Here is a 25,118-nt window from a genome sequence, read left to right as displayed (position 1 = left end):
GCGGCCGTGCCACCGGCCCTGCTCCTCCAGCCTAATCAGCCTGCTGACGGCTAGTCCAGAGCCCGTCTCCCTCGCGGGGCGCAGGGGTCAGTTGGCCAACTCCATCATCAGCGGCGGAAGCTCATCGGTGAGTTCGCGCGCGAGATAGCCCAGGCCTCCCAGCCGGCTGGCCAGCCGGTCGCCGGCGGCAGCATGCAGATGGGTGCCCCAGCAGGCGGCCTGGGCGTCGGTGGTTCCGCGTGCCCGAAGGCCCGCAATGATTCCGGAGAGCACATCCCCGCTGCCCGACGTGCCGAGTCCGCTGTGCCCGGTGGTGATTTCCCAGCGGCCCGCGCCGTCACCCCCGCCGGAGGCCTCCGCCTTGCCGGCACTCCGGGGAGCCGCAATAACGCCCTGGCAGCTCACCACCGCGTGGTACTTGTCGGCGAGTTCCTGCACATCCGGGTGCAGGTCGTCCACGTCCCGGCCGAGCAGGATGCCGGCCTCTTTGACGTTGGGGGTGAGGATCAGCCGGTCCGCCCATGGTTCCAGCTCACCCTCGAGCTCGGGCAGGCAGCCCAAAGCGTAGGCATCGAGGATGATGGCCGGCGGCGTGCCGTCCGCGGGCATGGTGAGCATCCCGCGGAGCAGGTCGACCGACTCGTCCTTGTCGTCTAGGCCGGGCCCGACGAGGACCGCGTCCGCGGACGCCATCTTGTCGGTGAGGGCGGAGGCCGCGGAACCAGCGACGGACCCCGACGGGGTTTCCGGCAGGCCAAGCACCCCGGCCTCGGGGAGCGCCACCGCAAGCTGTACCGCCACGGACTCGGCCACGGCCATGGTGAGCCGGCCTGCGCCGGACCGGAGCGCCGCGACGCCGGACAGCAGCGCGGCCCCGGGAGTCGTCCTGGCACCGCCCACCACCAGCACGGTGCCGCGGTCATCCTTGCCGGACCCGCCGCCGGGCAGCCGCCAGTCCCTCAGCAGTGTCGGGGTAACGAGTTCAGCGCGGTTGGACATTGGCATCTCCTGAGTGTTGGGTCACCGGTACACCTTCGCTCATCAGGTGATCGGCCATATTGAAACTTTCCAGCTGCCAGGGGCCGGTGCCGTCCGGGCGGACGAAGCGGCTGACCGAGGCGTTGAGAATGCTGGACGCAGCTGCGATGTCCAGGAGTTCGCGTTCCGTCAGTCCTTCGAGGATGTACCGGATCAGCAGGATCACGGCGTCATGGCAGACCAGCATCACGCTCTGGCCGGGGTGCCGGCGGTCGAGGTCGGTAAGCAGGGACCGCAGGCGCAGGGCGACGTCGGCCCAGGACTCGCCCCCGGGCGGGCGGTAGTAGAACTTGCCCAGCCACCGCCGCCGCTCCGCTTCTTCGGGGAGCCGTGCTTCCACGCCGAGGGAGGTGAGCATGTCGAGGATGCCGAGCTCGCGGTCACGGAGCCGTTCGTCAACCAGGACCGGCGTCTGCCAGCCGCCGGTGGTGACGGCCAGTTCCGCCGTCTGCCGCGCCCGGAGATAGGGCGAGGACCAGACGGCGGCGCGGCTTTCATCCGGAAAACCTGCCAGCAGCCGCCCCAGCGCCAATGCCTGTTCGCGCCCGGTGTCGGACAGCTCGACGTCGGCGTCCCGGGCAGGGACCGGGATGACGTGTGCGCCGGTTTCGTGCGCAAGTGTCGCGGCGACGTTCCCCTCGCTTTCGCCATGGCGTACCAGCAGGAGCTGCGCCACGCCCGGCACCCCGCGTCCCGGACCGGTTGTCTGTCCGTTGTCATTCATTCGTGCCCCCTGCTGTCCGATGCTGCGTCGCTGTCACGTTACTACCGGTATTCCTCATTGTCGTCGCCGTCCCGGCCGGGCTGGCAGGATAGGACCATGCGCATCCTCATCGCCCCGGACAAGTTCAAAGGTTCGCTCACGGCACTCGAAGCCGCCGCTGCCATGGCCGAAGGTGCTTTGCGGGTTTATCCCGACGCCGAGACCGTCCAGTTTCCGGTCGCCGACGGCGGCGAAGGAACCCTCGAGGCAGCCGTTGCGGCCGGGTACGAGGAGCGGCTCAACGCGGTCGTCGGGCCCATCCTGGCTCCCGTCGGCGCTGCGTGGGCCATCCGCAAGGATGCCTCCGGGGCAGCCACCGCTGTCATTGAAACCGCCCAGGCGTCCGGTCTGGCCCAGATGGAGCCCACCCCGGCCAACGCCCTTCGCGCCCACAGTTACGGGTGCGGCCAGCTGATTGCCGCCGCCTTGGACGCCGGTGCCACCGAGATCGTGCTGGGCCTGGGCGGCTCGGCCATGAGCGACGGGGGCAGCGGAGCGCTCCGTGCCCTGGGGCTCAAGCCGCTGGACGCTGCCGGGAACGTGGTGCCGCTGGGCGGCGGCTCGCTTGCCGACGTGGCCGCCGTGGATGTCAGCGGACTGGATCCCCGGCTCGCTGCGGTCACGTTCCGCATCGCCGTGGACGTGCAGAGCCCGCTGTACGGGGAGGACGGCGCCGCGCACGTGTTCGGCCCGCAGAAGGGCGCCGACGGGGACGCGGTGGAGCTGCTCGACGCCGGCCTCCGCAACTGGGCATCCGTGCTGCGCCAGGCCACCGGCCGGGAGGTCAACATCCCGGGGGCGGGCGCGGCGGGCGGGTTCCCGGCGTCGTTCCTGGCCTTCGGCAACGCACGGCTGGAAGGCGGCTTCCAGCTGGTGGCGGGCCTCACCGGCCTCGCCGGAAAACTGTCCCAGACGGACCTGGTGATCACCGGGGAGGGTTCGATGGATTCGCAGTCGCTCACGGGTAAGGCGCCGATCGCGCTCGCCGATGCCGCCCGCGAGCTCGGCATCCCCGTGATCGTCGTGGCCGGACGCATCCTGGTCACCCCGGAGGACCTCGCCCCGCACGGCGTGGTGGCCGCCGCGCAGCTGCTGGACCTCGCGGAAAGCCCGGCCGACGCCGTCGCGAACGCCGCAAAGTACCTCATCCGGGCCACCAGCCAGGTTCTGGAAGGGGCCTAGAACCTCAGCTTCCGGTCTCATAGTGCGGCTCGGCCACCGGCTTGGATTCCGGAGAGCCCTTCTCGCGGAGATAGACGGAGGCACCCACAAGCACGGCGACGGCCAGGAACTCGCTCTGCCAGTTCTGGAAGGATTCGAACCAGAAGCGGCTGGATCCGAGGTACTGCAGCACCGTGACCGCCGGCTGCCCGTGGCTTTGCTGTTCCTCGCTGTACGCTTCACTGCCGCCCACGGCGTGGAGGGCGATGGACATCAGGAACAGCAGCAGGAACATGAGCGACAGGGAGTGCTCGTAGAGCTTGAGGACCCAGCCGCCGCGCCGCACCGGCCATGGTGTATTGGCCTTGAGGGGTAGATCCCGCGGGTCCTGGTCCTGCGGGAAGTCCTTGTCCATCGGCTTCGACTCCGAGGATCCCTTCTGGAACAGGAAGACGGTCAGGATGACGTACATGCCCATCTGCAGGAACTCGGACTCCCAGTTTTCAAAGGTCGCCTCCAGGAACGAGCCGGTCCCGAGGTACTCAAGCACCGAAACGGCCGATTGTCCGTGGGTCACCTGGTCCTCGCTGTAGTCGGCGGCGCCACTGAAGACCATCCCGCCGAAGAGCACGAGGAAGAGGCCGATGTTCGCCAGCATCAGGCCGTGTTCCTTCACCCACTTGCCCATGGTTCCTCCCGGAGATGTGCTGCGGTGGTGACTTGTAGCGCTTGTCATGTCGTTTTCCTTTGGGTTGCCCGCTGACGGAGCCTGACGGGCACGTAGACGAGGAGGACCAGCAGGGCCGCCAGCAGCGCGGCTCCGGCGGTAAGCCCCGCCGTCCGTCCGGCCGTGACATCGAAGACCAGCGCTGAGGTACCGACGCTGAGGAGTCCGACGCCGGCCAGGGCCACCTTCGCGATCCGGTCGGCGCTGGACACCAGCGTCTCCTTGAGGCGCAGGCGGAACAGGCGGCGGTGCACGCTCACGGGCAGCAGGATCAGCGCGGTCGTGAGCGCAGCCAGTGCCACATTGGCGAGATACAGATTGACCTGGAAGTCGTCCAGCGTTTGGAACCTTGCCTGGAACGGCAGGGTCAGGAGGAAGCCCGCCAGGAGCTGCACGCCTGTTTGCAGAACCCGGAGTTCCTGCAGGAGTTCGATCCAGTTACGGTCCATCTGTTCCTCGACGGACTCGTTCCTCCCGTTCCTCGCGGGAGCTGCTGGATCGGACACTGGGTGAACCTCCGGTGAATGCGGATCGGACTGCGGGCGGCACTTAAGAGTCAACCTAGGCTTGAGACTTACTAAATACAAGTTAGTACTAAGTCTGCTGATTATTTTGCAGGTAGGGTGGAACTGTTTACTTCGCTGGGATAGTTTCGAGGAGCCGGTACGCGCCGGAGGCCGCGGAAATATCACTGAAACCGACATGTTGGGTAGGTGGACCATGAGTGATTCGAGCAAGCAGCAGGACCAGCCGCAGGACCCCCGCGGTGGCTATTACTCCGGCTCCTTTCCGGAGCAGGTCCAGGAACAGCCGGGCCTTACCGCGCCCATGGAACCCGCCCCTGACCATGGTGAAGAAAGCTACCGGGGCAGTGAGGCGCTGCAGGGCAAGGCTGCGTTGATCACGGGCGGGGACTCCGGAATCGGCAAGGCCGTCGCCATTGCCTTCGCCCGGGAAGGCGCCGACGTCGCGATCTCCTACCTCCCCGAAGAGGAAGAGGACGCCCAGGACACCGCCGAGTGGATCCGGAAGGCGGGCCGTAAGGCCCTGCTGATCCCCGGCGACGGCAGGAGCGAGGACTTTGCCGGCAGGATCGTGGCGGACGCCGTGGCGGAGTTCGGCCGCCTGGACGTGCTGGTCCTGAACGCGGCGTACCAGAAAAACCGCGACAGCTTCGAGTCGTTGCCCACCGAGGAGTTCGACCGGGTCTTCCAGACCAACCTGTACTCGCTGATCTGGACGGCACGCGCGGCGGTGCCGCATCTGAAAGCCGGCGCCTCGATCATCACGACGGCGTCCATCCAGGCATTCAACCCGTCGCCGGAACTTATCGACTACGCCATGACGAAGGCGGCGCAGGTCGCCTTCACCAAGGCCCTGGCCCAGGAGCTCGGGCCAAAGGGGATCCGGGTGAACGCCGTGGCGCCCGGGCCCATCTGGACGCCTTTGATCCCGGCGACCGAGTGGCCGGACAAGCTGCCGAGCTTCGGGCAGGACACCCCGCTGCAGCGTGCCGGCCAGCCGGCGGAACTGGCACCGGCATACGTGCTGCTCGCCTCGGACCATGGCTCCTACATTTCCGGCGCGGTGCTTCCGGTCACCGGCGGAAAGGGCCTTTGAGGCAACCGCATCCGCGCCCCTTCGCCGGGGCATCCAGCACGTCAGGTTCACCACGATTCCAACAGCAGGAGGAATGTCATGAGTCAGGACAACCAGCAGGACCCGGTCGAGGAAGCCGGCGGCTACGGGACCCCGAGCGTGGAGCAGGAACTGCCCGGCGGGGGCGCCGAGGAGTCCGGCGCGCAAGACCAGGACAATGCAGGACAACCCGGAGCGGGAAGCTCCGGAGGAACGGAGGAACAGATGAGTTCAGAAAACGCCGGTGCGGACACCGCGTACGACAAGCCCTCGTCGGAGGAGCCAGAGGTCGCAGTGCCCTCCTCGGAGGCCGACATCGATGAAAACAACACCGAGGATCCGGATTCCGGCCGGCCGTTCTCCTCGGAGCCGGGCCAGGATGCAAGCGGGCTGCCGGACGGTTCCGGCACGGACCTGCCGGAGAGCAAGTCGCCGAACGACAGCGGTGACGACGAGGCATCGTTCGACGCCGGCTGACCCGGCGTCGCCAACCGCACAATGCGGAAGGCCGGCATCCTGCCACCCCCCGGTGGCTGGATGCCGGCCTTTTTGTTGAACTGGCCTTTCGTTGAGCCAGCGGCCATGTTAGGGCCGGCGCCGCTAGCGGCGCTTCTTCGGTGCGCGCCGCGCGGCTGCGTTGGCCGCAGCCCTCCCTGCCGCCACAGCCGCAGGCTCTTCGGTTTCGGGCTCCGCGACAGTGCCGCGGGCGTTGGCGATCGCCTTCATCCCGTGGTAAATCACCAGAGCCGCCGCCGAACCCAGGGCAATCCCGGTGAACTTCAGTTCCCCGATGGTCCAGGTGTAGTCGGCGATGCCGACAATGAGCGCGACGGCGGCGGTGGTCAGGTTCACCGGGTTGGAGAAGTTCACCTTGTTCTGGACCCAGATCTTCACGCCAAGGATGCCGATCATGCCGTAGAGCATGGTTGCGGCGCCGCCCAGCACACCGGCGGGGACGGTCGCGATGAGCTCACCGAACTTCGGCGAGAAGCTCAGCAGCACGGCGAAGAGGCCGGCCACCCAGTACGCGGCGGTCGAGTAGACCTTTGTCGCCGCCATGACGCCGATGTTCTCCGCATAGGTGGTGGTGCCGGAGCCGCCGCCCATGCCGGCAAGGACCGTCGCCGCACCGTCGGCCATCAGCGCACGGCCGGAGACGCCGTCGAGGTTCTGGCCGGTCATGGCCGAAACGGACTTTACGTGGCCGATGTTCTCGGCAACAAGCACCAGTACCACCGGCACGAAGAGGCCGACGACGCCCAGGTGGAACTCCGGCGTCTGGAAGTGCGGCAGCCCGATCCACGCGGCACCGTCCATCTTGGAGTAGTCCACCTCGCCGCGCATCATCGCGACAAGGTATCCGACGACGACGCCGACGAGGATGCTCAGCCGGCCGAGGATACCGCGGAAGCCGACGCTGACCAGGATGATCGTGGCCAGCGTGATGAGGGCGGTGACCGGGGCGGCGTCGAAGTTGTTCTTGGCCGCGGGTGCGAGGTTGAGCCCGATCAGCGCGACGATGGCACCCGTGACGATGGGCGGCATCAGGCGGTTGATCCAGCCCGCGCCGAACTTCTGCACCACGGCGCCGATGATGGCAAGCCCGACGCCGGCCAGCACCACGCCGCCGAGGGCTCCGGCAACGCCGAACTGCTGCTGCGTGGCCATGATCGGGGCGATGAAGGCGAAACTGGAGCCGAGGTAGCTGGGAACCTGGCCTTTGGTGAACACGAGGAAGAGCAGCGTGCCGATGCCGGAGAAGAACAGCGTGGTGGCCGGCGGCATGCCCGTGATGATCGGAACCAGGAAAGTGGCGCCAAACATGGCCACGACGTGCTGCATGCCGACGCCGATGGTCAGGGGCCACGCGAGCCGCTCGCCGGGCTTGACGACCTCGCCGGGCCGGATGGATCTGCCGTTGCCGTGGAGCGTCCATTTGGTACCGAGCATGCTCATTGCCTGAGCCTTTCAGGGGATGTGTGGGGCGGGAAGGAATCTTCCGGAGCAACCTTACCGCGCGGTTGTTTCCGGCAGGCTTCGGCTACGGCGGGGCTGTGCGGGAGGTCACGGGACGTCTCGGGAAGCAGACAGCGTCCGTTGAAGTTGCAACCATGGACAGTGCAATCGCCCGGCACCCCGGGCAGGCCAGCGAAAGGGATCCCAATGACGATCGCCCATGAGGAAGCAGTAATTGACGCCGCCGCGGTGGACGCTATTTTTGCCGAGGCCCGTACGGCCAACGCCTTCACCGGCGACGTCACCGAGGAACAGGCCCGCGCCATCTACGAGCTCACCAAGTACGGGCCGACGGCGTTCAATTCGCAGCCGCTGCGCGTGACGTACGTCCGGTCCGTGCAGGCCCGCGGCACGCTCGTCAATGCCCTGTCCCACGGCAACCGGGCCAAAACCGAATCCGCGCCGCTCGTCGCGATCCTCAGCTACGACACGTCGTGGCAGGAGCAGTGGGACGCTTTCCTGCCCGGATACAACGCCCCCAAGGCAATGTACGACGCCGCCCCGGACCTGGCCGCAGCCACCGGCAACAACAATGCCCACCTGCAGGCCGGTTACTTCATCCTTGCCGTCCGCTCGCTTGGCTTGTCCGCCGGACCCATGACGGGTGCGGACTTCGCGGCCATTGACGCAGCCTTTTTCCCCGACGGCAGCCAGAAGAGCTTCCTGGTGGTGAACATCGGCCAGCCCGCCGCCGAAGCGTGGGGACCGGCCAAGCCGAAATTCGCGTACGAAGAGGTCGTCCGCACGGTCTGACGCTTCTGGCGCTGCCTCCCGCACGGTCTGACGCGGAGGTGCCTCCGGCACCGGCAGGACTCGCGGAGGTGCCTCCGGCACCATGGGGGACAGGCCGGAGGCACTCGGGACGCAATTCTGCGGGTGAGCGCAAGGCCGCATCCGGGACCACTTCCAGTCTAGACCGCACACGGCCCGCCAAACAGGGCCGCCGGCAGCGCCCCTGGCGCAAGGTGGTACGGGTGCGTGCAGCGGCCGTTCCGGAGGCGATTAAGGAGTCATATCGCGGGCACGCGGCGGCGAATCCGTCGGCGGGTGCGATACTTGGCTGACGCGATGATGCGTGCACGATTTTCGGGTATGGGGTGCGGACTGGGGGCCACAACATGATGCTTGACACCGCAACCCTGCGGGTCGCTTTGGCGGTGGTTGACTTGACCCTGCTTCTGCTTTTCTACTTCATCACGTTCCGCCGGACCCGCTCCGCCTACAGCGGCTGGTGGTGCATGGCCCTGCTCCTGTTCCTGGCCGGCAACGCAGCGTACCTCTTCGACGGCACCGTCCATCAGGTATGGGCCAATCCGTCCGGAAACGTCCTCCTGGTAGCCGGGGCGGCCAGTATCTGGGCCGGAGCCCGTTCATTGCGCACCACGGTGCCCAGGCCATGGCTTCTCGCGGCCGCGCCCGCCGTCACGGCCCTGACCTCCGCGGTGGACCATCCGGCCACCAACGTCTGGGCCGGAGGTCCTTTCTATCTGGCATCCATGGGCGTCCTGATCGGACTCGCCTGCCGGGAACTCTTCCTGCTCGACAGCAACTTTTCCCGCGCCCACCGGACCCTCGCCGTCGGGTCCGGCATCCTGGCGGTGTTCTACGGGGCCCGCCTGGTGGCCTTCGTGGCGGACGGGGCCGACGGGCCGGTGTTCCTCTCGGTGTTCGGCTCGGTCCCGACGACCCTGTTCTCGGCCATAATCCTGGTTGTTGCGTCCTTCACCATGGCCGAACTCAGCAACGAGCAGCTGAACCAGGATCTGCGGGCGAGGGCAACGTTCGACAGCCTTACCGGCCTGTTGAACCGTGCGGCGTTCCTGGAGCTCGCCGAGCACGAGCTCCGCCGCCTGAACAGGGTCCGGACCACGGGCTCCCTGGTACTGGCCGATCTTGACCACTTCAAAGCCATCAACGACGAGTTCGGCCACTCGGCCGGCGACTCGGCGCTGCAGGCTTTCGCCGACGCCTGCAGGGCCACGGTCCGCGCCACTGACCTCGTGGGGCGTTACGGCGGCGAGGAATTCATCCTGCTGCTCCCCGGAGTCCGCCCCGAGGTGGCCAGCGAAATCGCGGCCGAGATCAGCCGCCGCCTGGAGAGGCGGACGTCGGCCAGCGTCCCGCGCCTTCCCACCGTCAGTTACGGCATCGCGGCCACCAACCACGGGCGCGCGGAACTGTCCAAGATGGTGGCCGCGGCCGACGCGGCCCTCTACCAGGCGAAATCGCTTGGCAGGGACCGCTCCGTGCTCGCCAGCCACCTCGAGGAAAAGACCGCCTGAGGGCTAGGAGATCACGCCGTCGACGAGGGCCTTGGCCTCCGCCTGGACCTGCTTCAGGTGCTCAGGGCCCTTGAAGGACTCGGCGTAGATCTTGTAGACGTCCTCGGTGCCGGAAGGCCTGGCCGCGAACCAGGCGTTGTCGGTGACAACCTTCAGGCCGCCGATTGCCGCGCCGTTGCCGGGCGCCTCAGTCAGCTTGGCGGTGATGGTCTCGCCGGCCAGTTCCGTTGCGGTGACATCCGAGGATGACAGCTTGCCGAGCGCTGCCTTCTGCTCCCGGCTGGCCGCGGCGTCGATTCGTGCGTAGACGGGATCGCCGAACTGGTCGGTGAGGCCCTTGTAGAGTTGCGACGGCGACTTGCCGGTCACGGCGGTGATCTCCGAGGCCAGCAACGCCAGCAGGATTCCGTCCTTGTCCGTGGTCCACACGCTGCCGTCCAACTTGTTAAAGGACGCGCCGGCGGACTCCTCGCCGCCAAAAGCCCCCTCACCCGACAGCAGGCCGGGGACAAACCACTTGAAGCCCACGGGGACCTCGACCAGCTTGCGGCCCAGGTTCTCCGCCACCCGGTCGATGATGGAGGACGACACCAGCGTCTTGCCGATTACGGACTGCGGGTTCCAGCCGGTGCGGTTGCGGTAGAGGTAGTCAATGGCAACGGCGAGGTAGTGGTTGGGGTTCATCAGGCCGCCGTGTCCGTCGACAAGCGGGGTCACGATGCCGTGCCGGTCGGCGTCGGCGTCGTTGCCGGTGGCGACGTCGAACAAGGCGGACCCGTCCGCACCAGCAGCCATGCGGTTGATCAGCGATGCCATCGCCGACGGCGACGAGCAGTCCATCCGGATCTTCTCGTCCCAGTCAAGCGTCATGAACGCCCACTGCGGGTCGACCGTCGGATTCACCACGGTGAGGTCCAGGTGGTGGCGCTCGCCGATCTCGCCCCAGTAATCCACCGACGCCCCGCCCATCGGATCGGCGCCGATCCTGACGCCGGCCTCGCGGATTGCGTTGAGGTCCAGTACCGACGGCAGGTCGTCCACGTAGCTGCTGAGGAAGTCGAACTTGCCCGTGGTGCCGGCGTTCAGGGCCTCGGCGAGCGGAATACGCTTGACGCCCCGCAGCCCGTTCTCCAGCAGTTCGTTGGCGCGGTTGGCGATCCAGCCGGTGGCATCGGAGTCGGCCGGGCCGCCGTGCGGGGGGTTGTACTTGAAACCGCCGTCGCCTGGCGGGTTGTGGCTGGGCGTGACCACAATGCCGTCGGCCTGCGGCGCCCCTGGAGCGGAATTCCTGTTGTGGGTGAGGATGGCGTGGCTGAGCGCCGGGGTGGGCGTGTAACCGTGGCGGGCGTCGACCAGCACGTCCACGCCGTTCGCCGCGAGCACCTCCAGGGCCGAGTTCTGGGCCGGTTCACTCAGCGCATGCGTGTCCTTGGCCAGATACAGGGGCCCGGTGATGCCCTGGCCTGCCCGGTATTCCACGATCGCCTGGGTGATGGCCACAATGTGCGGCTCGTTGAAGGAAGACTTCAGGCTGGAGCCGCGGTGGCCGGAGGTGCCGAACACTACGCGTTGCCCGGGGTCACTTAAGTCCGGCGAAACGTCGTAGTACGCATCCAGAAGCGCAGTGAGGTCAACAAGGTCTTGGGGTTGGGCAACAGTGCCCGCGCGGCTAGCCATGGCATTAGCATGCCAGACGAGAGGGGAGCACAACAGAATTTGTCCACATTCGGGGCCCTGTGACGCCGAAATTCCCGATCATTCCCAAACAGGCGGCGGTACGCTGGATTGAGGGACTAAAAAGGGGACTTCCATGACTGATCAGCCGACTTCGGGCCAGGACGACCGGCAGCACGGTGAGCAGCCGCCGTCGTATTCTCAAGGGCACGGCCAGCAGCCTCCCAGCCCCTACGGCCCGGCCTACGGCCACCCGGGCCAATATCCGGTGCCCGGCCAGGCCGGCCCGGGCTACAGCCCCTACGGGCAGGCCGGCCAGCAGTACACCGCTCCCGGCCCGGGACGCGCGGGCTACAACGCCTACGGCCAGCCGGGCTACTACGGAGTTCCGGCAGAGCCCAAAGTCCTGAGCATCGCCAGCCTTTGCTGCGGGATCGCGGCGCTTGTGGGCTTCGGGTTCTTCCTGCTGCCGCAGATCGCCGCCGTCATCCTGGGACACATGGCGTTGGCGCGGGAGCCCGGAGGCCGCGGGCTGGCCATAGCCGGGCTGGTGCTCGGCTACGTGGGGATCGCTCTCACCATCCTGGTCATCGTGATACTCGGGATCGTGTTCAGCAGTGCACGCTACAGCGGCTACGGCGTGTAGCTGGCGCCCCAGCCGGCCAGCAGTGAGCGCGCGTGAGCCAGCAGTGACCCGGCAGTGCCTCCGGGCCTACGGAACCTCTGACAGCAACCGCCGGACCGCCTCGGTTACGGCAGCCCGGAACTCAGTGTGGTCCGCGACCTCCGCCGGGAAAATTTCCCTGACCGCCAGCAGCCGGTCGGCGAGCCCGGCTTCTGAGCCGGCCGCCGCTTCCCGCAGCGCCTCCGCCATGGGGTCGTCCAGAACCAGGGGCCGGCCGTTCGCGTCCCGACCCCGGTAGACGAAAACCATCCAGGCGGCGACAAGCAGGGCACCGGAACGCGGGACTTCGCCGGCGGAGAGGCGGTCCGCCACCGTCCCGAGGATCCTGACCGGCAGCTTCTGGGAACCGTCCATGGCGACCTGGATGGTGGTGTGCCCAAGATTCGGATTGGCGAACCGGTCCAGGATCGATTCGCCGTATTCGGCCAGGTCCATTCCCGGCGGGGCATCGAGCGTGGGGATGATGTCGTCGCGCTGCAGGCGGCGTGCCTCCTCCACCAGTCCGCCGGCCGCAACCGCCTCAGCGATCGTCGGGTACCCCCGCAGGGCCCCGAGGTAGGCCAGCAGGGAGTGGGTGGCATTGAGCATCCGCAGCTTGGCGACCTCGAACACGCCGACGTCGTCCGTCAGCGTCGCCCCGGCCCGTTCCCACGCCGGGCGCGGCCCCGCGAAATTGTCCTCGATCACCCACTGCCCGAAAGGCTCGGCAACCACCAGGCCCTCGTCCCGGACCCCCAGGACCTGTTCTGCTTCCCGGCGGTTCGCCTCGGTTGTCGCCGGGACGATCCGGTCCACCATGGTGGAGGGGAACGTGACAGCCGTGCCCAGCCATTCCAGCATCCCCTCCGCTCCCGCCGCCTCCGCCAGGGCCATGACCAGGCCGCGGGTAACGCCGCCGTTCGACACCAGGTTGTCGCAGCACACCACCGCGAACGGAGCGCCCGAGGCGGCGTAGCGCCGCGCCAGCCCCCGCGCCAGCAGGCCGAGGGGCGTGCGGGCAGCGCCGGCAGTACCCTGGCCCGAGAGTTCGGCCTTAAGGGCCTCGACGTCGGCCGCCACACCCGCGTTGCCGAGATCTAACCCGCCCCGGAGCGTCCGCGGGTAACCCTTTTCCGTGATGGTGAGGGACGCGAGATGGACGCTCTCCGCTGCCAGGGTCCGCAACACATCCTCGGTATCCGTTCCCGGGAACGCCACCCTGCGCATCGACCCCATGACACGCAGGGAGGCGGAGTCCCGGGCCTTGGTCAGCACCGAATAGAGGCCGTCCTGCGGGCCGAGCTGTTCCGCCACCCGTGCCGAACGGCCCGTGACGCCAAGGATTCCCCACCGGGTGTCCCCAGTGGCCGCGGCGGCGTCCTCGGTGTAGACGGCCTGGTGCGCCCGGTGGAAGGCGCCCACCCCGAAGTGGACAATGCCGGTGCTGAGGGCGCGGGGATCCACAGCGGGGCCGGACACTCCGGGGCGTTCCGCCGTCGCAGCCAAAGTGGCTAGCGAGAGGCGGCCGGTAAGGGTGATTGCAGACATTCTTGGCCTTTCAGCGGCGGGGAGGGCGGCGCTGAGGGCCGCCCGGCGGTCAGTCGGTGTCTTCCCGGACCTGGGAAACAAGCTGGGTCGGATTGACGAACCGGAGGGCCACGACCAGCAGGACCATCATCATGAGCATGTACACGACTGCCATCGCGTCGACGGACTGCTGGGCACGGATGCCGGCCCCTGTCATGGCCGTGAACAAGGCTACGACGAGGGTGTCCGAGGTGGAGTCCGAGGTCAGGAACGTCAGTTCGAACATGCCCACCGTCCGGACCAGGACCAGAACCGCGGCGGCGAGGATGCCCGGTACCAGGAGCGGAGCGAGGATCCTCGTGAAGAGCCGCAGCATGTTGGCCCCGCACATCCGGGCTGCCGACTCGATGGACGGGTTGATCTGCTCGATGAACGGCGTCATGGTCAGGATGACGAACGGGATGGACGGGACCAGGTTGGCCAGGATCACGCCGGTCAGGCCGGGCGCAAGGTGGTAGTACGTCAGCAACGTCGCCAGCGGGATGCCGTAGGTGATGGGAGGCATCATGATCGGCAGCAGGAAGACAAGCATCATGATGCTCTTGCCCGGGAAATTGCGCCGCGCCAGCACGTAGGAGGCCGGTGCCCCGATCAGGACCGAGATTCCGACGACGGCGACGGAGACGGTCAGGGTGGTGCCGATGACCTGGCCGAGGTCGTACTCCTTCCAGGCGTCGGCGTACCAGGCGGGCGTGTAGCCGGCGGGCAGCCAGGTATCAAACCACTCCTTGGCGAAGGAGTTGACCACAACGGAGGACACAACACCGAGCAGCAGCAACAGGAAGACGGCCATGCTTCCCCAGATCAGGAAGGTGCCCGGGGAGGCGGCCAGCGGCCGCTTGGCGGCGGCCGGCGCGGCGCCCGACTTCGTTTTCAGTGCAACACTCATCAGCCCTTACCTCCGGTGGATCCTTTGTACATGCGGGAGCGCCAGATCAGCACCAGGACGATGACGATCAGTTCCACGGCGCCCATGACGATGGCCGCGGCGGACGCGAGCGGGTAGTCGAACTGCTGTCCCCAGGCGTTGTAGGCCACATAGGCGATGACCCGGGTGGACCCGGACGGGTCGCCGACGAGGATGGCCGATGGAAAGACGCTGAAGGCCAGGACGAAGGTCAGGCAGAACGTGATCGCCAGGCCGGGCGCCAGGAGCGGCAGGGTTATCCGGCGGAAGCGCTGCTTCCAGTCCGCACCCAGGGTCCGGGCTGCCGCCTCAAGGGAGGGATCAATGCCGGAAAGGTAGGACAGGATCAGAAGGAATGCGAAGGGAAATCCGGAGATGATCAGCGACCAGAGCACGCCCCAGTAGTTCTGGACCAGCTGCAGCGGTTCGAAGCCCAGAAGGCCCAGGAAGCGGTTCAGCCAGCCGCGCTGGCCGAAGAAGTTCAGCAGGCCCTCGGCGGTGAGGACGGTGCCGAGTGTGATCGGGATGACCAGGACGGTGGTCAGCGCCCGCTTGCCGCGGAACTTCCCGCGCATTTTGTAGGCGATCGGCACCGAGACCAGGACGTTCAGCAGGGCGGCCGGGAGGGCCAGTTGCAGGGTCACCCAGATCGAGTCCAGCCCCCGGACCGATGGGTCCGTGAAGAACTTCACGTACGCACCGAACAGTCCGCCGGTCTTCGGCTGGAACGACAGGCCCAGGCCGTAGACGAACGGGTAGACGAACAGCACCAGCGCGAACAGCAACGCAGGCAGCAGCAGGAGCAGGAGCTTGTCGATCCCGCGCTCCGCCAGCCGGTGGGAGAGCGCGGGCCGGTTGGCTGTTTCCTGCTTCGCCCGGCCCGGGCGCTGCCCGGTGATGGTCACAGCGCCGCCCCCTCAAGTTCAGGGGCGGCCTTCATCGCCGGCGCCAGATCGGCGGGGAAGACCAGCACCCGGTCCTGCGACGCCGTGAGCGTGACGCGCTGGCCGGCTTCCACATAGTGCGCGGTGCGCACGTGCAGGGGCTTGCCGGCGTCGGACCTCGCCTCGACGGCGAACTCGCGGCCCTGGTATTCCACCACCTCAACCGTGGCGTCGATGGTGGCGAGGCCGGCGGGCGCCGTGCCTGCCGGGGCGATGTCGAAGTCCTCCGGCCGCAGGCCGATCTTCACGGCGTCGCCGGCACGGAGCGGGTCCTTTGCGGAACCGGTCACCGTGGTGCCGAGGACCGAAACGGTGACAGCGCCGCCGTGGACCCGCTCCACGACGCCCTCAAGCAGGTTGCGGTATCCCATGAAGTCCGCGACGTGCCAGTTGGCCGGGTGTTCGTGGAGCTCCTGCGGCGTGCCGACCTGCTGCACCTCGCCGAGGCGCAGGACCACGAGCCGGTCCGCCAGCGACAACGCTTCCTCCTGGTCGTGCGTCACGTAGAGGGTGGTGAGGCCCAGCGACTGGTGGAGGCGGCGGATCTCGGTGCGCATCTCCAGGCGCAGCTTCGCGTCCAGGTTGGACAGCGGCTCATCCATGAGGACCAGCGGCGGGCGCAGCACCACCGCGCGGGCGATTGCCACGCGCTGCTGCTGGCCGCCGGACATCTGGCCGGGAAGCTTCGACGCGTGCGGCCCGAGCTGGACCAGTTCGATCGCCTCGGCCACCCGCTTCCTGATCTCCGCCTTGGGGACGTTGCGCATTTCCAGGCCGAACGCGATGTTCTTCTCCACGGTGAGGTGCGGGAAGAGGGCATAGTTCTGGAAAACCATGCCGAAGCCGCGCTTCTCGGGCGGCAGCTGGTCGATCTGCTTGCCGTCCATGAGGATCCGGCCGCCGGTCAGCGGCAGGAGCCCCGCCAGGCAGTTCAACGCCGTCGACTTGCCGCAGCCCGAGGGTCCGAGCAGCGCGATGAACTCACCGCTGCGGATCGAGAGGTTGAGGTTCCGGAGCGCGTTTTGCCCGCCGAATGACCGAGCCACATTCTCCAGCTCGAGGGTCTCAAAACTCGTGGCGTGAATGCTCATTTCTTCTGCTCAACCTTTCCGGTGGCCACCTGCGTGTCCCAGGTGTCGAAGGCCTTCACCAGTGCAGCGGCATCGATGGGGGTGGCCTTGGGGTTGTCCTTGATGAGGGCGTCGTATTCGGGCCGGCCGAACTTCTGGATGACGTCCTTGCTGGCCTGCGGAGCGAGGTCAACGGTGACGTCCTTGATGGCCGGGCCGGGGTAGAAGTAGCCGGTGTCAAACGTCTTGGCCTGCTGTTCCGGGGTCAGTGCGTACTGCAGCACCTGCAGGATTGCCGCCATCTTGTCCGCGGAAACGCCCTTGGGAACGGCGGCGTACTGCGCATCCGTGACCCAGGTGAAGTTCTTGAGCGCCTGCGTCTTGAAGTTCTCCGGAACCTGGCCCAGGGCGCGGGGGTTGATGTCCCAGCCCGTGGTGGTGAGGGCCATGTCCCAGGTGCCGTTCTTCAGGTTGTTCATGGTGACGCCGGTGCCGGTCGGGTAGGAGGAGACGCTCTGGTTAAGCTGCTTGAGGTAATCCCAGGTCCTGCTCCAGCCGTTCACCGGGTCCTTCGGATCGGAGTCGCCGAGGATGTAGGGCAGGCCCATGAGGAACGTCCGGCCGGGGCCGGAGTTGGCCGGACGGGCGTAGCCGAAGCGGCCCGGGTGTTCCTTGGCCCAGGCCAGGAGCTCCTCCGCCGTGGTGGGCGGGTTCGGGACCTTCTCCGGGTTGTATTCGAGCAGCGGCCCGGAGGGGTAGTAGACCAGTTCGACGGCCTGGTCCTCGGCCAGCTTCTGCATCGCCGCCGCGGGCTCCTGGTAGTTCGCCATGTTGCCCAGGCGGTCCTTGTAATCCTTTGCCACCGGAGCGAAAAGACCCTCGCTGATGCCTGCGGCAAGGCCGTCGGTACCGGTCAGCACGAGGTCGATCTTCAGGTTTCCGGCCTGCTGCTGGGCCTTAACCTTGCCGGCCATGTCCGGGGCACCTGCCGTCTCCCAGGTCACCGAGGAGATGATGTCCGGGTGGTCCTTTGCAAACTGGTCGAAGATGGCGCCGGTCAGTTGCTTGTTGCCGGCGACGTCGAGGATGTTGAGGGTGACGGCCTTGGAGGGCTTCTCCGGAACACTGCCGGCGGACAGCGTCGTGGCCGAGGCGTTATCGCTCCCGGGGGCGCCGCAACCTGTGGCCAGCAGCCCGGCGACGCCGAGGGTTGCTGCCCACTGGACTCTTCTAGATGCTCGCATGGGACTTCCTTTCATTGCGTCCGGCAACGTTGCCGGACGGACGCTCGCGGATAGCGGAGGGAACTACAGATGTGGATTGCCGGACAACGATTTCGATTGGAAGGTCTCCGGCGGCGCGGGGTACCGAGTGGGGATCCAGAATGTCGACCAGCCGGTCGACGGCGGCACTGCCGACCTTGCGCAACGGTGCGCGGACGGTGGTCAGTGCGGGCGAGATGAGCGTTGCGGCGTTGATGTCGTCGATGCCCACCACGCTCATCTGGTCCGGAACGTTGATGCCCCGGGCATGCAGGCGGGCAACGATGCCCAGGGCCATGAGGTCGTTGTAGGCCAGGACGGCGGTGAGGCCCGCCGCGACGGCGAGGTCCGCGGCGGACTGGCCGCCGCCGAAGACGGGCGCGAAAGATCCCAAGGAGATGACGTCCAGGCCGGGAAGGCCCGGCAGGGCCTGCTCAATGCCGAGGCGGCGTTGCTGGTCCGACCATGAACCGGTAGGGCCGCCGGCATAGCCGACCTTCCGGTGTCCCAGGGCGTGCAGGTGCTCCAGCGCCTGGCGGACGATCTCCTGGTCGTTCACGGTGATGTCGGGAAGACCCTCCATGCGGCGGTTGATCAGCAGGACCGGGGCGCCTCCCAGCAGCGATGCCAGGTCCGTGTCGGACATCCGCGACGAGCACAGGATGAGCCCGTCAACTTGCGGCTTGAGTTTGCTCACCAGTTCCCGCTCCACGCGGCTGTCCTCATCGGAATCGGCCACAAAGACCGAGTAGCCCGCCGCCAGTGCCCGCGCCTGCACCCCTTTGGTGACCGAGGCGAAGTACGGGTTCTCCAGGTCCGGCACCACCAGTCCGAGGGTGCCTTTCCGGCCGGTGGCGAGTCCGCGGGCGGCGTGGTTCGGGGTGTAGCCCAGCTCGCGGGCCTTGTCGACGATCTGCTGGCGGGTGCGGGGAGCGACGAGATCCGAGGATGACAGTGCCCGTGACACCGTCGACGGCGAGACGCCCAGCGCCTTCGCCACGTCCCGGACCGTAATGGATCCCTTCATGCGCACTTCACCTAACATCGTCGTCGGTCGCCGCCATGTGCGGTCGGTCACATCCTGCAACCGTTTGCAACAGTCTGTCAACAGGTCGGCCAAAAATCATTTAACTTCGGTGCGGCTGGCGCTCGGGATTCCGGAAAAATATTGGAATTCCGTTGCTTTATCAAAAGCCCCCGTGCATATTTGTTCTTAGTTCAAACGCTGAATGTTGTTGCATTTTGTTTCAAAGGAGAGGCAAATTCATGAGTGACGCCACTGCATGGGCCATCGATCCGGACCGCGCCCTTCCTGCCGATCCCGCAACGCGCTCCATCGCGCGGGAGCTCTACAGCGCCGTTTCCGACCTGCCGATCGTGTCCATGCACGGCCACGTCGAGGCCGAAGTGTTCGTGGACAACCAGTTCTTCGGAAATCCGGCGGAGCTGCTGGTGATCCCGGACCACTATCTGGTGCGGATGCTGGTGTCCCAGGGCTATTCGCCGGCGGAGCTCGGGGTCGCCGACCGGCAGGACGCGTCCCTGGCGGAGCAGGACGGCCGCCTGATCTGGCGGCGTTTCTGCGAGAACTGGAAGCTGTTCCGCGGGACGCCCACGCGTTACTGGCTGGAGCACGAGCTCGCGGTGGTTTTCGAGACGCCGCTGCAGCCGTCCGCTGAGAATGCCGATGTCCTCTACGACAAGCTCTCCGCCCTGCTCCAGACCGAGCCCTTCCGCCCGCGGTCGATTCTTGACCGCTTCAACGTGGAAATTCTTGCCACAACCGATTCCGCGTTGTCGGACCTGTCCGCCCACCGCAAACTTAGTGATGCGTTGGGACCTGGCCGGATCGTCCCGACGTTCCGCCCGGACTCGCTGCTGCACGTCGACCATCCCCGGTGGCAGGACGAAATCCGGATGCTTTCCGAGGTTTCCGGGGTGGAAGTGGTGGACTACGGCAGCTTCCTGGCGGCCCTCCGGCAGCGCCGCGGCGCGTTTGTCGACGTCGGTGCCCGGGCCACCGACCACGGACACCTGCTGGCGGACACAACACCGTTGCCGCAGGCGGAGGCACAGCGCATATTTGCGGCAGCAATCCGCGGAGAAGTGACCCCTGAGGAAGCCCAGGCCTTTTCGGGCAGCATGCTGTACGAAATGGCCAGGATGTCCGTGGAGGACGGCCTGGTAATGCAACTCCACCCCGGGGTGCTGCGCAACCACTGCCAGAGCATCTATGACTCCTACGGGCCCGACAAGGGCTTCGACATTCCGGTCAGCGTGGAGTTCACACGTTCCCTGCGGCCCCTGCTGGACAGCTTCGGCATGAACAAGGACTTCCGTTTCATCGCCTTCACCACCGACGAGACTGTCTATTCCCGCGAGCTCGCGCCCCTCGCCGGCAGCTATCCGGCCATGAAACTCGGGGCCCCCTGGTGGTTCCTGGACAGCCCGGAACAGATGCGGCGCTTCCGTGAGTCCGCCGTCGAAACCGCCGGGTTCTACAACACCAGCGGCTTCGTTGACGACACCCGGGCGCTCGCCTCCATTCCGGCCCGCCACGACCTGTCCCGCCGGATCGACGCCGGCTACCTCGCCCGGCTCGTCGCCGAAGGGCGGCTCGGCCTGGCGGAGGCGGCGGAGACCGCCGTCGACCTCACCTACAACATTCCGCTGCAGTCGTATGCAGCCCGCAACTGATCCCGAAGGAACGCCATGACGATACCTACACTCGGAGTCCTGCCCGGCGGCGCCGCGCGCATCGGCTGTCCGGCGCACGGGCGGGGTGCCTGACCGTGCAAACAACACCTGCGCTGATGACACTTGAAAACTGCACGCTCCGGCTGGCCGCAAACGACGAAGTCGCCGTCGCCACCCGCGACCTCACCGCCGGCACGGTCCTGGCGGCCGAAGCGGGACCTGGACTGGAGGTACGGGCCAACGTGCCCCGGGGACACAAGATCGCGCTCGCCGACGTGCCCGCCGGAACATCCGTGCACAAGTACGGGCAGTCGATCGGCCGGGCCCTGACCACGATCCGGCGCGGGGACCATGTCCATACCCACAACCTCGGCATGGACCAGGTCCAGCAGGACTACGCCTTCGGGACCTCCCGCATCACTCCGCAGGCACCGGCGGGTGAGCGGCCGACGTTCAAGGGCTATCGCCGCGCCAACGGGAAGGTGGGGACCCGCAACTATGTGGGGATCCTGACGTCGGTCAACTGCTCGGCGAGCACGGCGCGGATGATAGCGGACCAGTTCCGCGGGGCCGCGCTGGATGCGTTCCCGAACGTGGACGGCGTCTTCGCGCTCACGCACGGGAGCGGCTGCGGCATGGTGCTCGGCAGTTCCGGCGCGGAGGTGCTGGTCCGCACGCTCCGCGGCTATGCCCATCACCCCAACTTTGCCGGGCTCCTGGTGCTGGGGCTGGGATGCGAGATGCTGCAGACGGAACGCTTCCTCGACGCCGACACTTCGGCCGGCTTCATCGAACGGCTCACCATCCAGGACTCGGGCGGAGTACGGGCCACCGTCAAGGCCGGTGTGGCCCTGATCCAGAAAATGCTGCCGGCCATCAATGAGCTTGAGCGGGAGACGGTCGATGTTTCCGAGCTGGTACTGGGCCTGAACTGCGGCGGTTCGGACGGGTACTCGGGCATCACCGCCAACCCGGCCCTCGGCGTCGCCTCCGACCTGCTCGTGGCCTACGGCGGCACTTCCGTGCTGGCCGAAACGCCCGAGGTTTTCGGCGCCGAGCACCTGCTGACGCGGCGTGCGGTCGCACCCGAGGTGGGCCAGCGGCTGTTGGACCAGCTTGCGTGGTGGCAGGACTACGCCACCACCGGCGGAGGAAGCCTGGACAACAACCCGTCGCCGGGAAACAAAGCCGGGGGCCTGACCACCATTCTCGAGAAGTCCCTGGGCGCCGTCGCCAAGGCCGGCCAGGCCGAACTGTCCGGTGTCTACGGTTATGCCGAACCCATCACAAACCGCGGTCTCGTCTTCATGGACACTCCCGGCTACGATCCCGTCTCGGTGACCGGCATCGTGGCTGGCGGCGCCAACGTGGTGTGTTTCACCACCGGCCGTGGCTCCGTGTTCGGCTGCAAGCCGGTGCCCAGCATCAAGCTGGGCACCAACACCGAGCTGTACAACAGGATGCCGGAGGACCTGGACGTGAACTGCGGCGTGATTGTGGACGGCGACGCCACGGTCCAGGAGGTGGGCGAGCAGATCTTCGCCCGGATCCTCGCGGTGGCGTCGGGCGAGCAGACCGTCAGCGAGGAACTCGACCTCGGGCAAGAGGAGTTCGTGCCCTGGCAGCTGGGGACCGTGACATGAGCACCGACACGGCGGTCATGCCGCGGCCTTCGGCCAGCGAAATCCTCGTGCGCAACCCGGTGGTGGCCGTACTCCGGGCGCGGCATGCCGACCAGTATGCGCCCGTCATCTCAGCCCTGGCGGAGGGTGGCGTGCGGTCAATCGAACTGACGCTCAGCACGGCGGGAGTCTTTGATCTCCTGCCACGTCTCGCGGGGGAGTTCGGTGCCGACGTGGAACTCGGCGTCGGCACCATCACCACAACGGCGGAGGCCGAACGGGCGCTTGACTGCGGGGCACGGTTGCTCGTCACTCCGGTGACCGACGCGGGCATAGTCCGTGCCGCCGTCGCCCGTGGCATCCCGGTGTTTCCGGGCGGTTTGACGCCCATCGAACTGCTCAGCGGATGGCGTGCCGGGGCCACCGCCGTGAAAGTGTTTCCGGCCTCGACCGTCGGACCGGGCTACACCGCCCGGGCGGTGCGGGTCAGCAGCGTCGTGGCAGAGGCGCTCGCCGCCCGGGGGCTCGGATGAACGCGCAGGCGGGCCACGGCCACGACGGAGCCAGTGAAGTGGTCACGCTCGGCGAGACCATGGCCCTGATGAAGGCCGCCACCCCCGGCCCCCTGGCCTTCACGGACTCGCTGGGCCTGGGGATCGGGGGAGCGGAAAGCAACGTCGCCATCGCGCTCCGCCGGCTCGGAACGACCGTGACCTGGGTGGGGCGCGCCGGCGCGGACAGCCTGGGGGACCTGGTGGTCCGCGAGCTGTTGGCGGAGGGCCTGGACGTGGTCTGCACCCGCGACGGAAGCGCACCGACAGGGCTAATGATCAAGGAACGCCGGACCAACCAAACGGCAAAGGTCTGGTATTACCGTTCCGGCAGCGCAGGCTCAGGGCTGGCGCCCGAGCATATCCCCGCGGACAAGATCTCGCGGGCCCGGCTGCTGCACATCACCGGCATCACGCCGGCGCTGTCAGATTCGGCGGCGAAGGCAACGCAGTACGCCGTCGACTGCGCCAAGGACTCCGGCACCCTGGTGTCCTTTGACCTTAACTACCGGTCCGCCCTGTGGTCCAAGGAAGAGGCGTCGGACGTTTTCCGGCGCCTGGTCAGCCAGGCTGACGTTGTCTTCGCCGGCGACGACGAGGCCGCCATCGCCGTGGGACCAGCCGGGGATGTGCGGGAGCTGGCACGCAGGGTGGCAGAGCTGGGACCGTCCCAGGTCATCATCAAGCTTGGGGCGGACGGGTGCGCGGCCCTCGTTGACGGCATGGAGTACCGCCAGCCGGCCATTCCCATCCGCGCGGTGGACACGGTGGGGGCCGGTGACGCCTTCGTGGGCGGCTATCTCGCGGAACTGCTCAACGGGGAACCCGTGCAGCAACGCCTCCTGACGGCGGTGAAGACCGGCGCCTACGCCTGCCTGGTATCCGGCGACTGGGAGGGGATGCCGCGGCGCAGCGAACTCCCGCTGCTGGATGCCGCGGAACCTGTGAGCCGCTAAAGGCTTCTTCGGTACCCGGGCCGGATGTCGGCCCGGGTACCGAAGAAGTATGCCCGTCGGCTCAGCGCACGCCGCCCATGAGCTTCCTGATCGCCGGCGAGGCTGCAGCGAGGCCGACGGCGAGCAGCATGGCCGTTCCGCCGATGCCGATGAAGTACGGCAGCTCGTCCTTCGGGTTGTACAGGCCGGACAGGATGCCTGCCAGCGTGGTTCCGAGGGACACCGAAAGGAAGAACAGCGCCACCATCTGCGTGTGGAACGCCTTGGGAGCCAGCTTGGTGGTCACGGACAGGCCGATCGGGGAGAGGAACAGTTCGGCCAGGGTGAACAGGAACAGGATTCCCACCAGCGCGAGCAGCGGGGTCTTTCCCTCCCCGGCGAGGGGAATGAAAGCCAGGAACGCCAGGCCCATCACGAAAAGGCCGACGGAGAACTTCAGCGCCGAGCCGGGCTGCCTGTGTCCCAGCCGGGTCCACAGGGCCGCCATCACACCGGCGAAGATGATGATGAACACCGGGTTGATGGACTGCACCCAGGCCGCGGGCATTTCCCAGCCGAACAGGTTGCGGTCCAGCTTCTCCTCGGAATAGACGGCGATGAAGGTGAACTGCTGCTGGAACAGGGCCCAGAAGGCGGCCGAAGCGATGTACAGAGGAATGAAGGCGGCCACGCGGCGGCGCTCGGTGCCATTGACCTTCTTGCTGCTGAAGATCAGGGCGAAGTACAGCACGGACGCGCCGATGGCGGCGTACGCCATGGACATGGCCAGGTTCCCTGCATGCACGGCGCCGGTGGCAAGCAGCACGGCGATGACGGCGGCGATGGCGGCGAAGATCAGGCCGTACCGGGTGCGCTCGGCGGTGGGCAGGGGGTTGGGGACCAGGTGCGCTTCCTCGGGGAGCTTTTTGCGGCCCGCGGCGTAGATCGCCAGACCCAGGGCCATGCCGACGGCGGCAGCGCCGAAGCCCCAGTGGAAGCCTTGGCTTTCCTGCAGCCAGCCCGTCACGAGCGGGCCGATGAGGGCGCCAGCGTTGATGCCCATGTAGAAGATGGAGAAGCCGGCATCACGGCGTTCATCCTTTGCGCCGTAGAGGCTGCCGACGAGGGCCGTGGCATTGGCTTTAAGCCCGCCGGAGCCCACGCCCACCAGCACCAGGCCTGCAATCAGCCCCGGGATGCCCGGGACCAGGGCAAGGGCGACATGGCCGGCCATGATCATGACGGCGGAGCCGAACAGCACGCGCTCAGACCCGAAGAGCCGGTCCGCGAGCCAGGCCCCGAGGATGGTGGAGAGGTAGACGCCGCCGCCGTAGGCGCCGACCAGGCCTGCGGCGAGGCCCTGCTCAATCCCCAGGCCGCCCTCGGTGGCCGTGAAGTACATGTAATAGAGCAGGATTCCCTGCATGCCGTAGAAGGAGAAGCGCTCCCACATTTCTACGGAAAAAAGGCTGGCCAGCATCTTTGGGTGGCCGAAAAAGGACGTATCGCCCGGCGTTTTAGCGGGGGCATCGGGTAAATGAGTTGTGCTCATTTGCTTAATGCTGACACCGCGGCCCGGG

The 25,118-nt window shown here is 67.3% G+C and carries 23 protein-coding genes; 10 read left to right on the top strand and 13 right to left on the bottom strand.

The features are described 5' to 3' along the window. Window positions 1-87: 87 nt before the first annotated feature. Window positions 88-1,005 carry an NAD(P)H-hydrate dehydratase gene (locus tag QFZ65_RS00820; RefSeq protein WP_306907487.1) on the bottom strand — a complete coding sequence of 306 codons (918 nt, stop codon included), beginning with the start codon at window positions 1,003-1,005 and terminating at the stop codon, window positions 88-90. Beyond that, window positions 983-1,762, bottom strand: a complete 780-nt coding sequence (locus tag QFZ65_RS00815) for a histidine phosphatase family protein (RefSeq protein ID WP_306907486.1) — start codon at window positions 1,760-1,762, stop codon at window positions 983-985. The genes QFZ65_RS00820 and QFZ65_RS00815 overlap by 23 nt, the downstream gene beginning before the upstream one ends. Window positions 1,763-1,858: 96 nt before the next feature. Here QFZ65_RS00815 and QFZ65_RS00810 point away from each other — a divergent pair, with 96 nt between their 5' ends. Further along, window positions 1,859-2,983, top strand: a complete 1,125-nt coding sequence (locus QFZ65_RS00810) for a glycerate kinase (RefSeq protein ID WP_306907484.1) — start codon at window positions 1,859-1,861, stop codon at window positions 2,981-2,983. Window positions 2,984-2,987: 4 nt separating this feature from the next. Here QFZ65_RS00810 and QFZ65_RS00805 read toward each other — a convergent pair whose 3' ends face one another. Continuing rightward, window positions 2,988-3,698, bottom strand: a complete 711-nt coding sequence (locus tag QFZ65_RS00805) for a DUF6766 family protein (RefSeq protein ID WP_373427548.1) — start codon at window positions 3,696-3,698, stop codon at window positions 2,988-2,990. Next, a complete protein-coding gene (locus QFZ65_RS00800; protein ID WP_306907482.1) occupies window positions 3,695-4,195 on the bottom strand; it encodes a DUF6328 family protein in 501 nt (166 codons plus the stop codon). The genes QFZ65_RS00805 and QFZ65_RS00800 overlap by 4 nt, the downstream gene beginning before the upstream one ends. 214 nt (window positions 4,196-4,409) lie before the next feature. Here QFZ65_RS00800 and QFZ65_RS00795 point away from each other — a divergent pair, with 214 nt between their 5' ends. Together QFZ65_RS00795 and QFZ65_RS00790 are read left to right on the top strand one after the other, a co-directional pair. Next, entirely contained in the window at window positions 4,410-5,309 is a 900-nt protein-coding gene (locus tag QFZ65_RS00795; RefSeq protein WP_306907480.1) for an SDR family oxidoreductase, read from the top strand. 78 nt (window positions 5,310-5,387) lie between these two features. Then, complete coding sequence (locus QFZ65_RS00790) at window positions 5,388-5,804, top strand: hypothetical protein (protein WP_306907478.1); 417 nt, start codon at window positions 5,388-5,390, stop codon at window positions 5,802-5,804. Window positions 5,805-5,927: 123 nt separating this feature from the next. Here QFZ65_RS00790 and QFZ65_RS00785 read toward each other — a convergent pair whose 3' ends face one another. Beyond that, window positions 5,928-7,283: a uracil-xanthine permease family protein gene (locus QFZ65_RS00785; protein ID WP_306907476.1), complete on the bottom strand. Its 1,356-nt coding sequence runs from the start codon at window positions 7,281-7,283 to the stop codon at window positions 5,928-5,930. 207 nt (window positions 7,284-7,490) lie between these two features. On the opposite strand from QFZ65_RS00785, the gene QFZ65_RS00780 reads away from it, so the two are divergent. Both QFZ65_RS00780 and QFZ65_RS00775 read left to right on the top strand, forming a co-directional pair. Next, entirely contained in the window at window positions 7,491-8,096 is a 606-nt protein-coding gene (locus QFZ65_RS00780; protein ID WP_306907475.1) for a malonic semialdehyde reductase, read from the top strand. 365 nt (window positions 8,097-8,461) lie between these two features. Further along, entirely contained in the window at window positions 8,462-9,625 is a 1,164-nt protein-coding gene (locus QFZ65_RS00775) for a diguanylate cyclase (protein ID WP_306907473.1), read from the top strand. Between the two features lie 3 nt (window positions 9,626-9,628). Here the strand turns inward: QFZ65_RS00775 and pgm are convergent, their stop codons facing one another. Further along, a complete protein-coding gene (gene pgm / locus QFZ65_RS00770; protein ID WP_306907471.1) occupies window positions 9,629-11,302 on the bottom strand; it encodes a phosphoglucomutase (alpha-D-glucose-1,6-bisphosphate-dependent) in 1,674 nt (557 codons plus the stop codon). Between the two features lie 133 nt (window positions 11,303-11,435). Between pgm and QFZ65_RS00765 the strand changes: the two genes are divergently transcribed. Beyond that, window positions 11,436-11,945: a DUF4190 domain-containing protein gene (locus QFZ65_RS00765; protein ID WP_306907469.1), complete on the top strand. Its 510-nt coding sequence runs from the start codon at window positions 11,436-11,438 to the stop codon at window positions 11,943-11,945. Window positions 11,946-12,011: 66 nt separating this feature from the next. On the opposite strand, the gene QFZ65_RS00760 is transcribed toward QFZ65_RS00765, so the two are convergent. Genes QFZ65_RS00760 through QFZ65_RS00735 form a run of 6 tightly spaced genes read right to left on the bottom strand, consistent with a single transcriptional unit; the run spans window position 12,012 to window position 18,760 of the window. Next, window positions 12,012-13,511 (bottom strand): mannitol dehydrogenase family protein, encoded by a 1,500-nt coding sequence (locus QFZ65_RS00760; RefSeq protein WP_306907467.1) that lies wholly within the window; start codon window positions 13,509-13,511, stop codon window positions 12,012-12,014. Window positions 13,512-13,560: 49 nt separating this feature from the next. Beyond that, complete coding sequence (locus tag QFZ65_RS00755) at window positions 13,561-14,439, bottom strand: ABC transporter permease (RefSeq protein ID WP_306907465.1); 879 nt, start codon at window positions 14,437-14,439, stop codon at window positions 13,561-13,563. Further along, window positions 14,439-15,362, bottom strand: coding sequence for an ABC transporter permease (locus QFZ65_RS00750; protein WP_306907463.1), 924 nt, complete (start codon window positions 15,360-15,362; stop codon window positions 14,439-14,441). The genes QFZ65_RS00755 and QFZ65_RS00750 overlap by 1 nt, the downstream gene beginning before the upstream one ends. Beyond that, window positions 15,359-16,492, bottom strand: coding sequence for an ABC transporter ATP-binding protein (locus tag QFZ65_RS00745; RefSeq protein WP_306907461.1), 1,134 nt, complete (start codon window positions 16,490-16,492; stop codon window positions 15,359-15,361). Before QFZ65_RS00745 ends, QFZ65_RS00750 begins: the two co-directional genes overlap by 4 nt. Then, the gene (locus tag QFZ65_RS00740) at window positions 16,489-17,715 is read right to left on the bottom strand and encodes an extracellular solute-binding protein (RefSeq protein WP_306907459.1); all 1,227 of its coding nucleotides are present in this window, start codon (window positions 17,713-17,715) and stop codon (window positions 16,489-16,491) included. Before QFZ65_RS00740 ends, QFZ65_RS00745 begins: the two co-directional genes overlap by 4 nt. Beyond that, entirely contained in the window at window positions 17,702-18,760 is a 1,059-nt protein-coding gene (locus tag QFZ65_RS00735) for a LacI family DNA-binding transcriptional regulator (RefSeq protein ID WP_306907457.1), read from the bottom strand. The genes QFZ65_RS00740 and QFZ65_RS00735 overlap by 14 nt, the downstream gene beginning before the upstream one ends. Window positions 18,761-18,999: 239 nt before the next feature. On the opposite strand from QFZ65_RS00735, the gene uxaC reads away from it, so the two are divergent. The 4 genes from uxaC (at window position 19,000) to QFZ65_RS00715 (ending at window position 23,559) form a co-directional block, all read left to right on the top strand. Beyond that, a complete protein-coding gene (uxaC, locus tag QFZ65_RS00730) occupies window positions 19,000-20,430 on the top strand; it encodes a glucuronate isomerase (RefSeq protein ID WP_306907454.1) in 1,431 nt (476 codons plus the stop codon). A gap of 116 nt (window positions 20,431-20,546) precedes the next feature. Next, window positions 20,547-22,073: a UxaA family hydrolase gene (locus tag QFZ65_RS00725; RefSeq protein WP_306907453.1), complete on the top strand. Its 1,527-nt coding sequence runs from the start codon at window positions 20,547-20,549 to the stop codon at window positions 22,071-22,073. Beyond that, complete coding sequence (locus QFZ65_RS00720; protein WP_306907452.1) at window positions 22,070-22,585, top strand: bifunctional 4-hydroxy-2-oxoglutarate aldolase/2-dehydro-3-deoxy-phosphogluconate aldolase; 516 nt, start codon at window positions 22,070-22,072, stop codon at window positions 22,583-22,585. The genes QFZ65_RS00725 and QFZ65_RS00720 overlap by 4 nt, the downstream gene beginning before the upstream one ends. Then, the gene (locus QFZ65_RS00715) at window positions 22,582-23,559 is read left to right on the top strand and encodes a sugar kinase (RefSeq protein ID WP_306907451.1); all 978 of its coding nucleotides are present in this window, start codon (window positions 22,582-22,584) and stop codon (window positions 23,557-23,559) included. The genes QFZ65_RS00720 and QFZ65_RS00715 overlap by 4 nt, the downstream gene beginning before the upstream one ends. A gap of 61 nt (window positions 23,560-23,620) precedes the next feature. Here QFZ65_RS00715 and QFZ65_RS00710 read toward each other — a convergent pair whose 3' ends face one another. After that, window positions 23,621-25,090, bottom strand: coding sequence for a peptide MFS transporter (locus tag QFZ65_RS00710; RefSeq protein WP_306907449.1), 1,470 nt, complete (start codon window positions 25,088-25,090; stop codon window positions 23,621-23,623). Between the last annotated feature and the right edge of the window lie 28 nt (window positions 25,091-25,118).

Source organism: Arthrobacter sp. B3I9 (assembly GCF_030816935.1).
Classification (GTDB): domain Bacteria; phylum Actinomycetota; class Actinomycetes; order Actinomycetales; family Micrococcaceae; genus Arthrobacter.
This window is presented reverse-complemented; position numbering and strand designations above follow the sequence as displayed.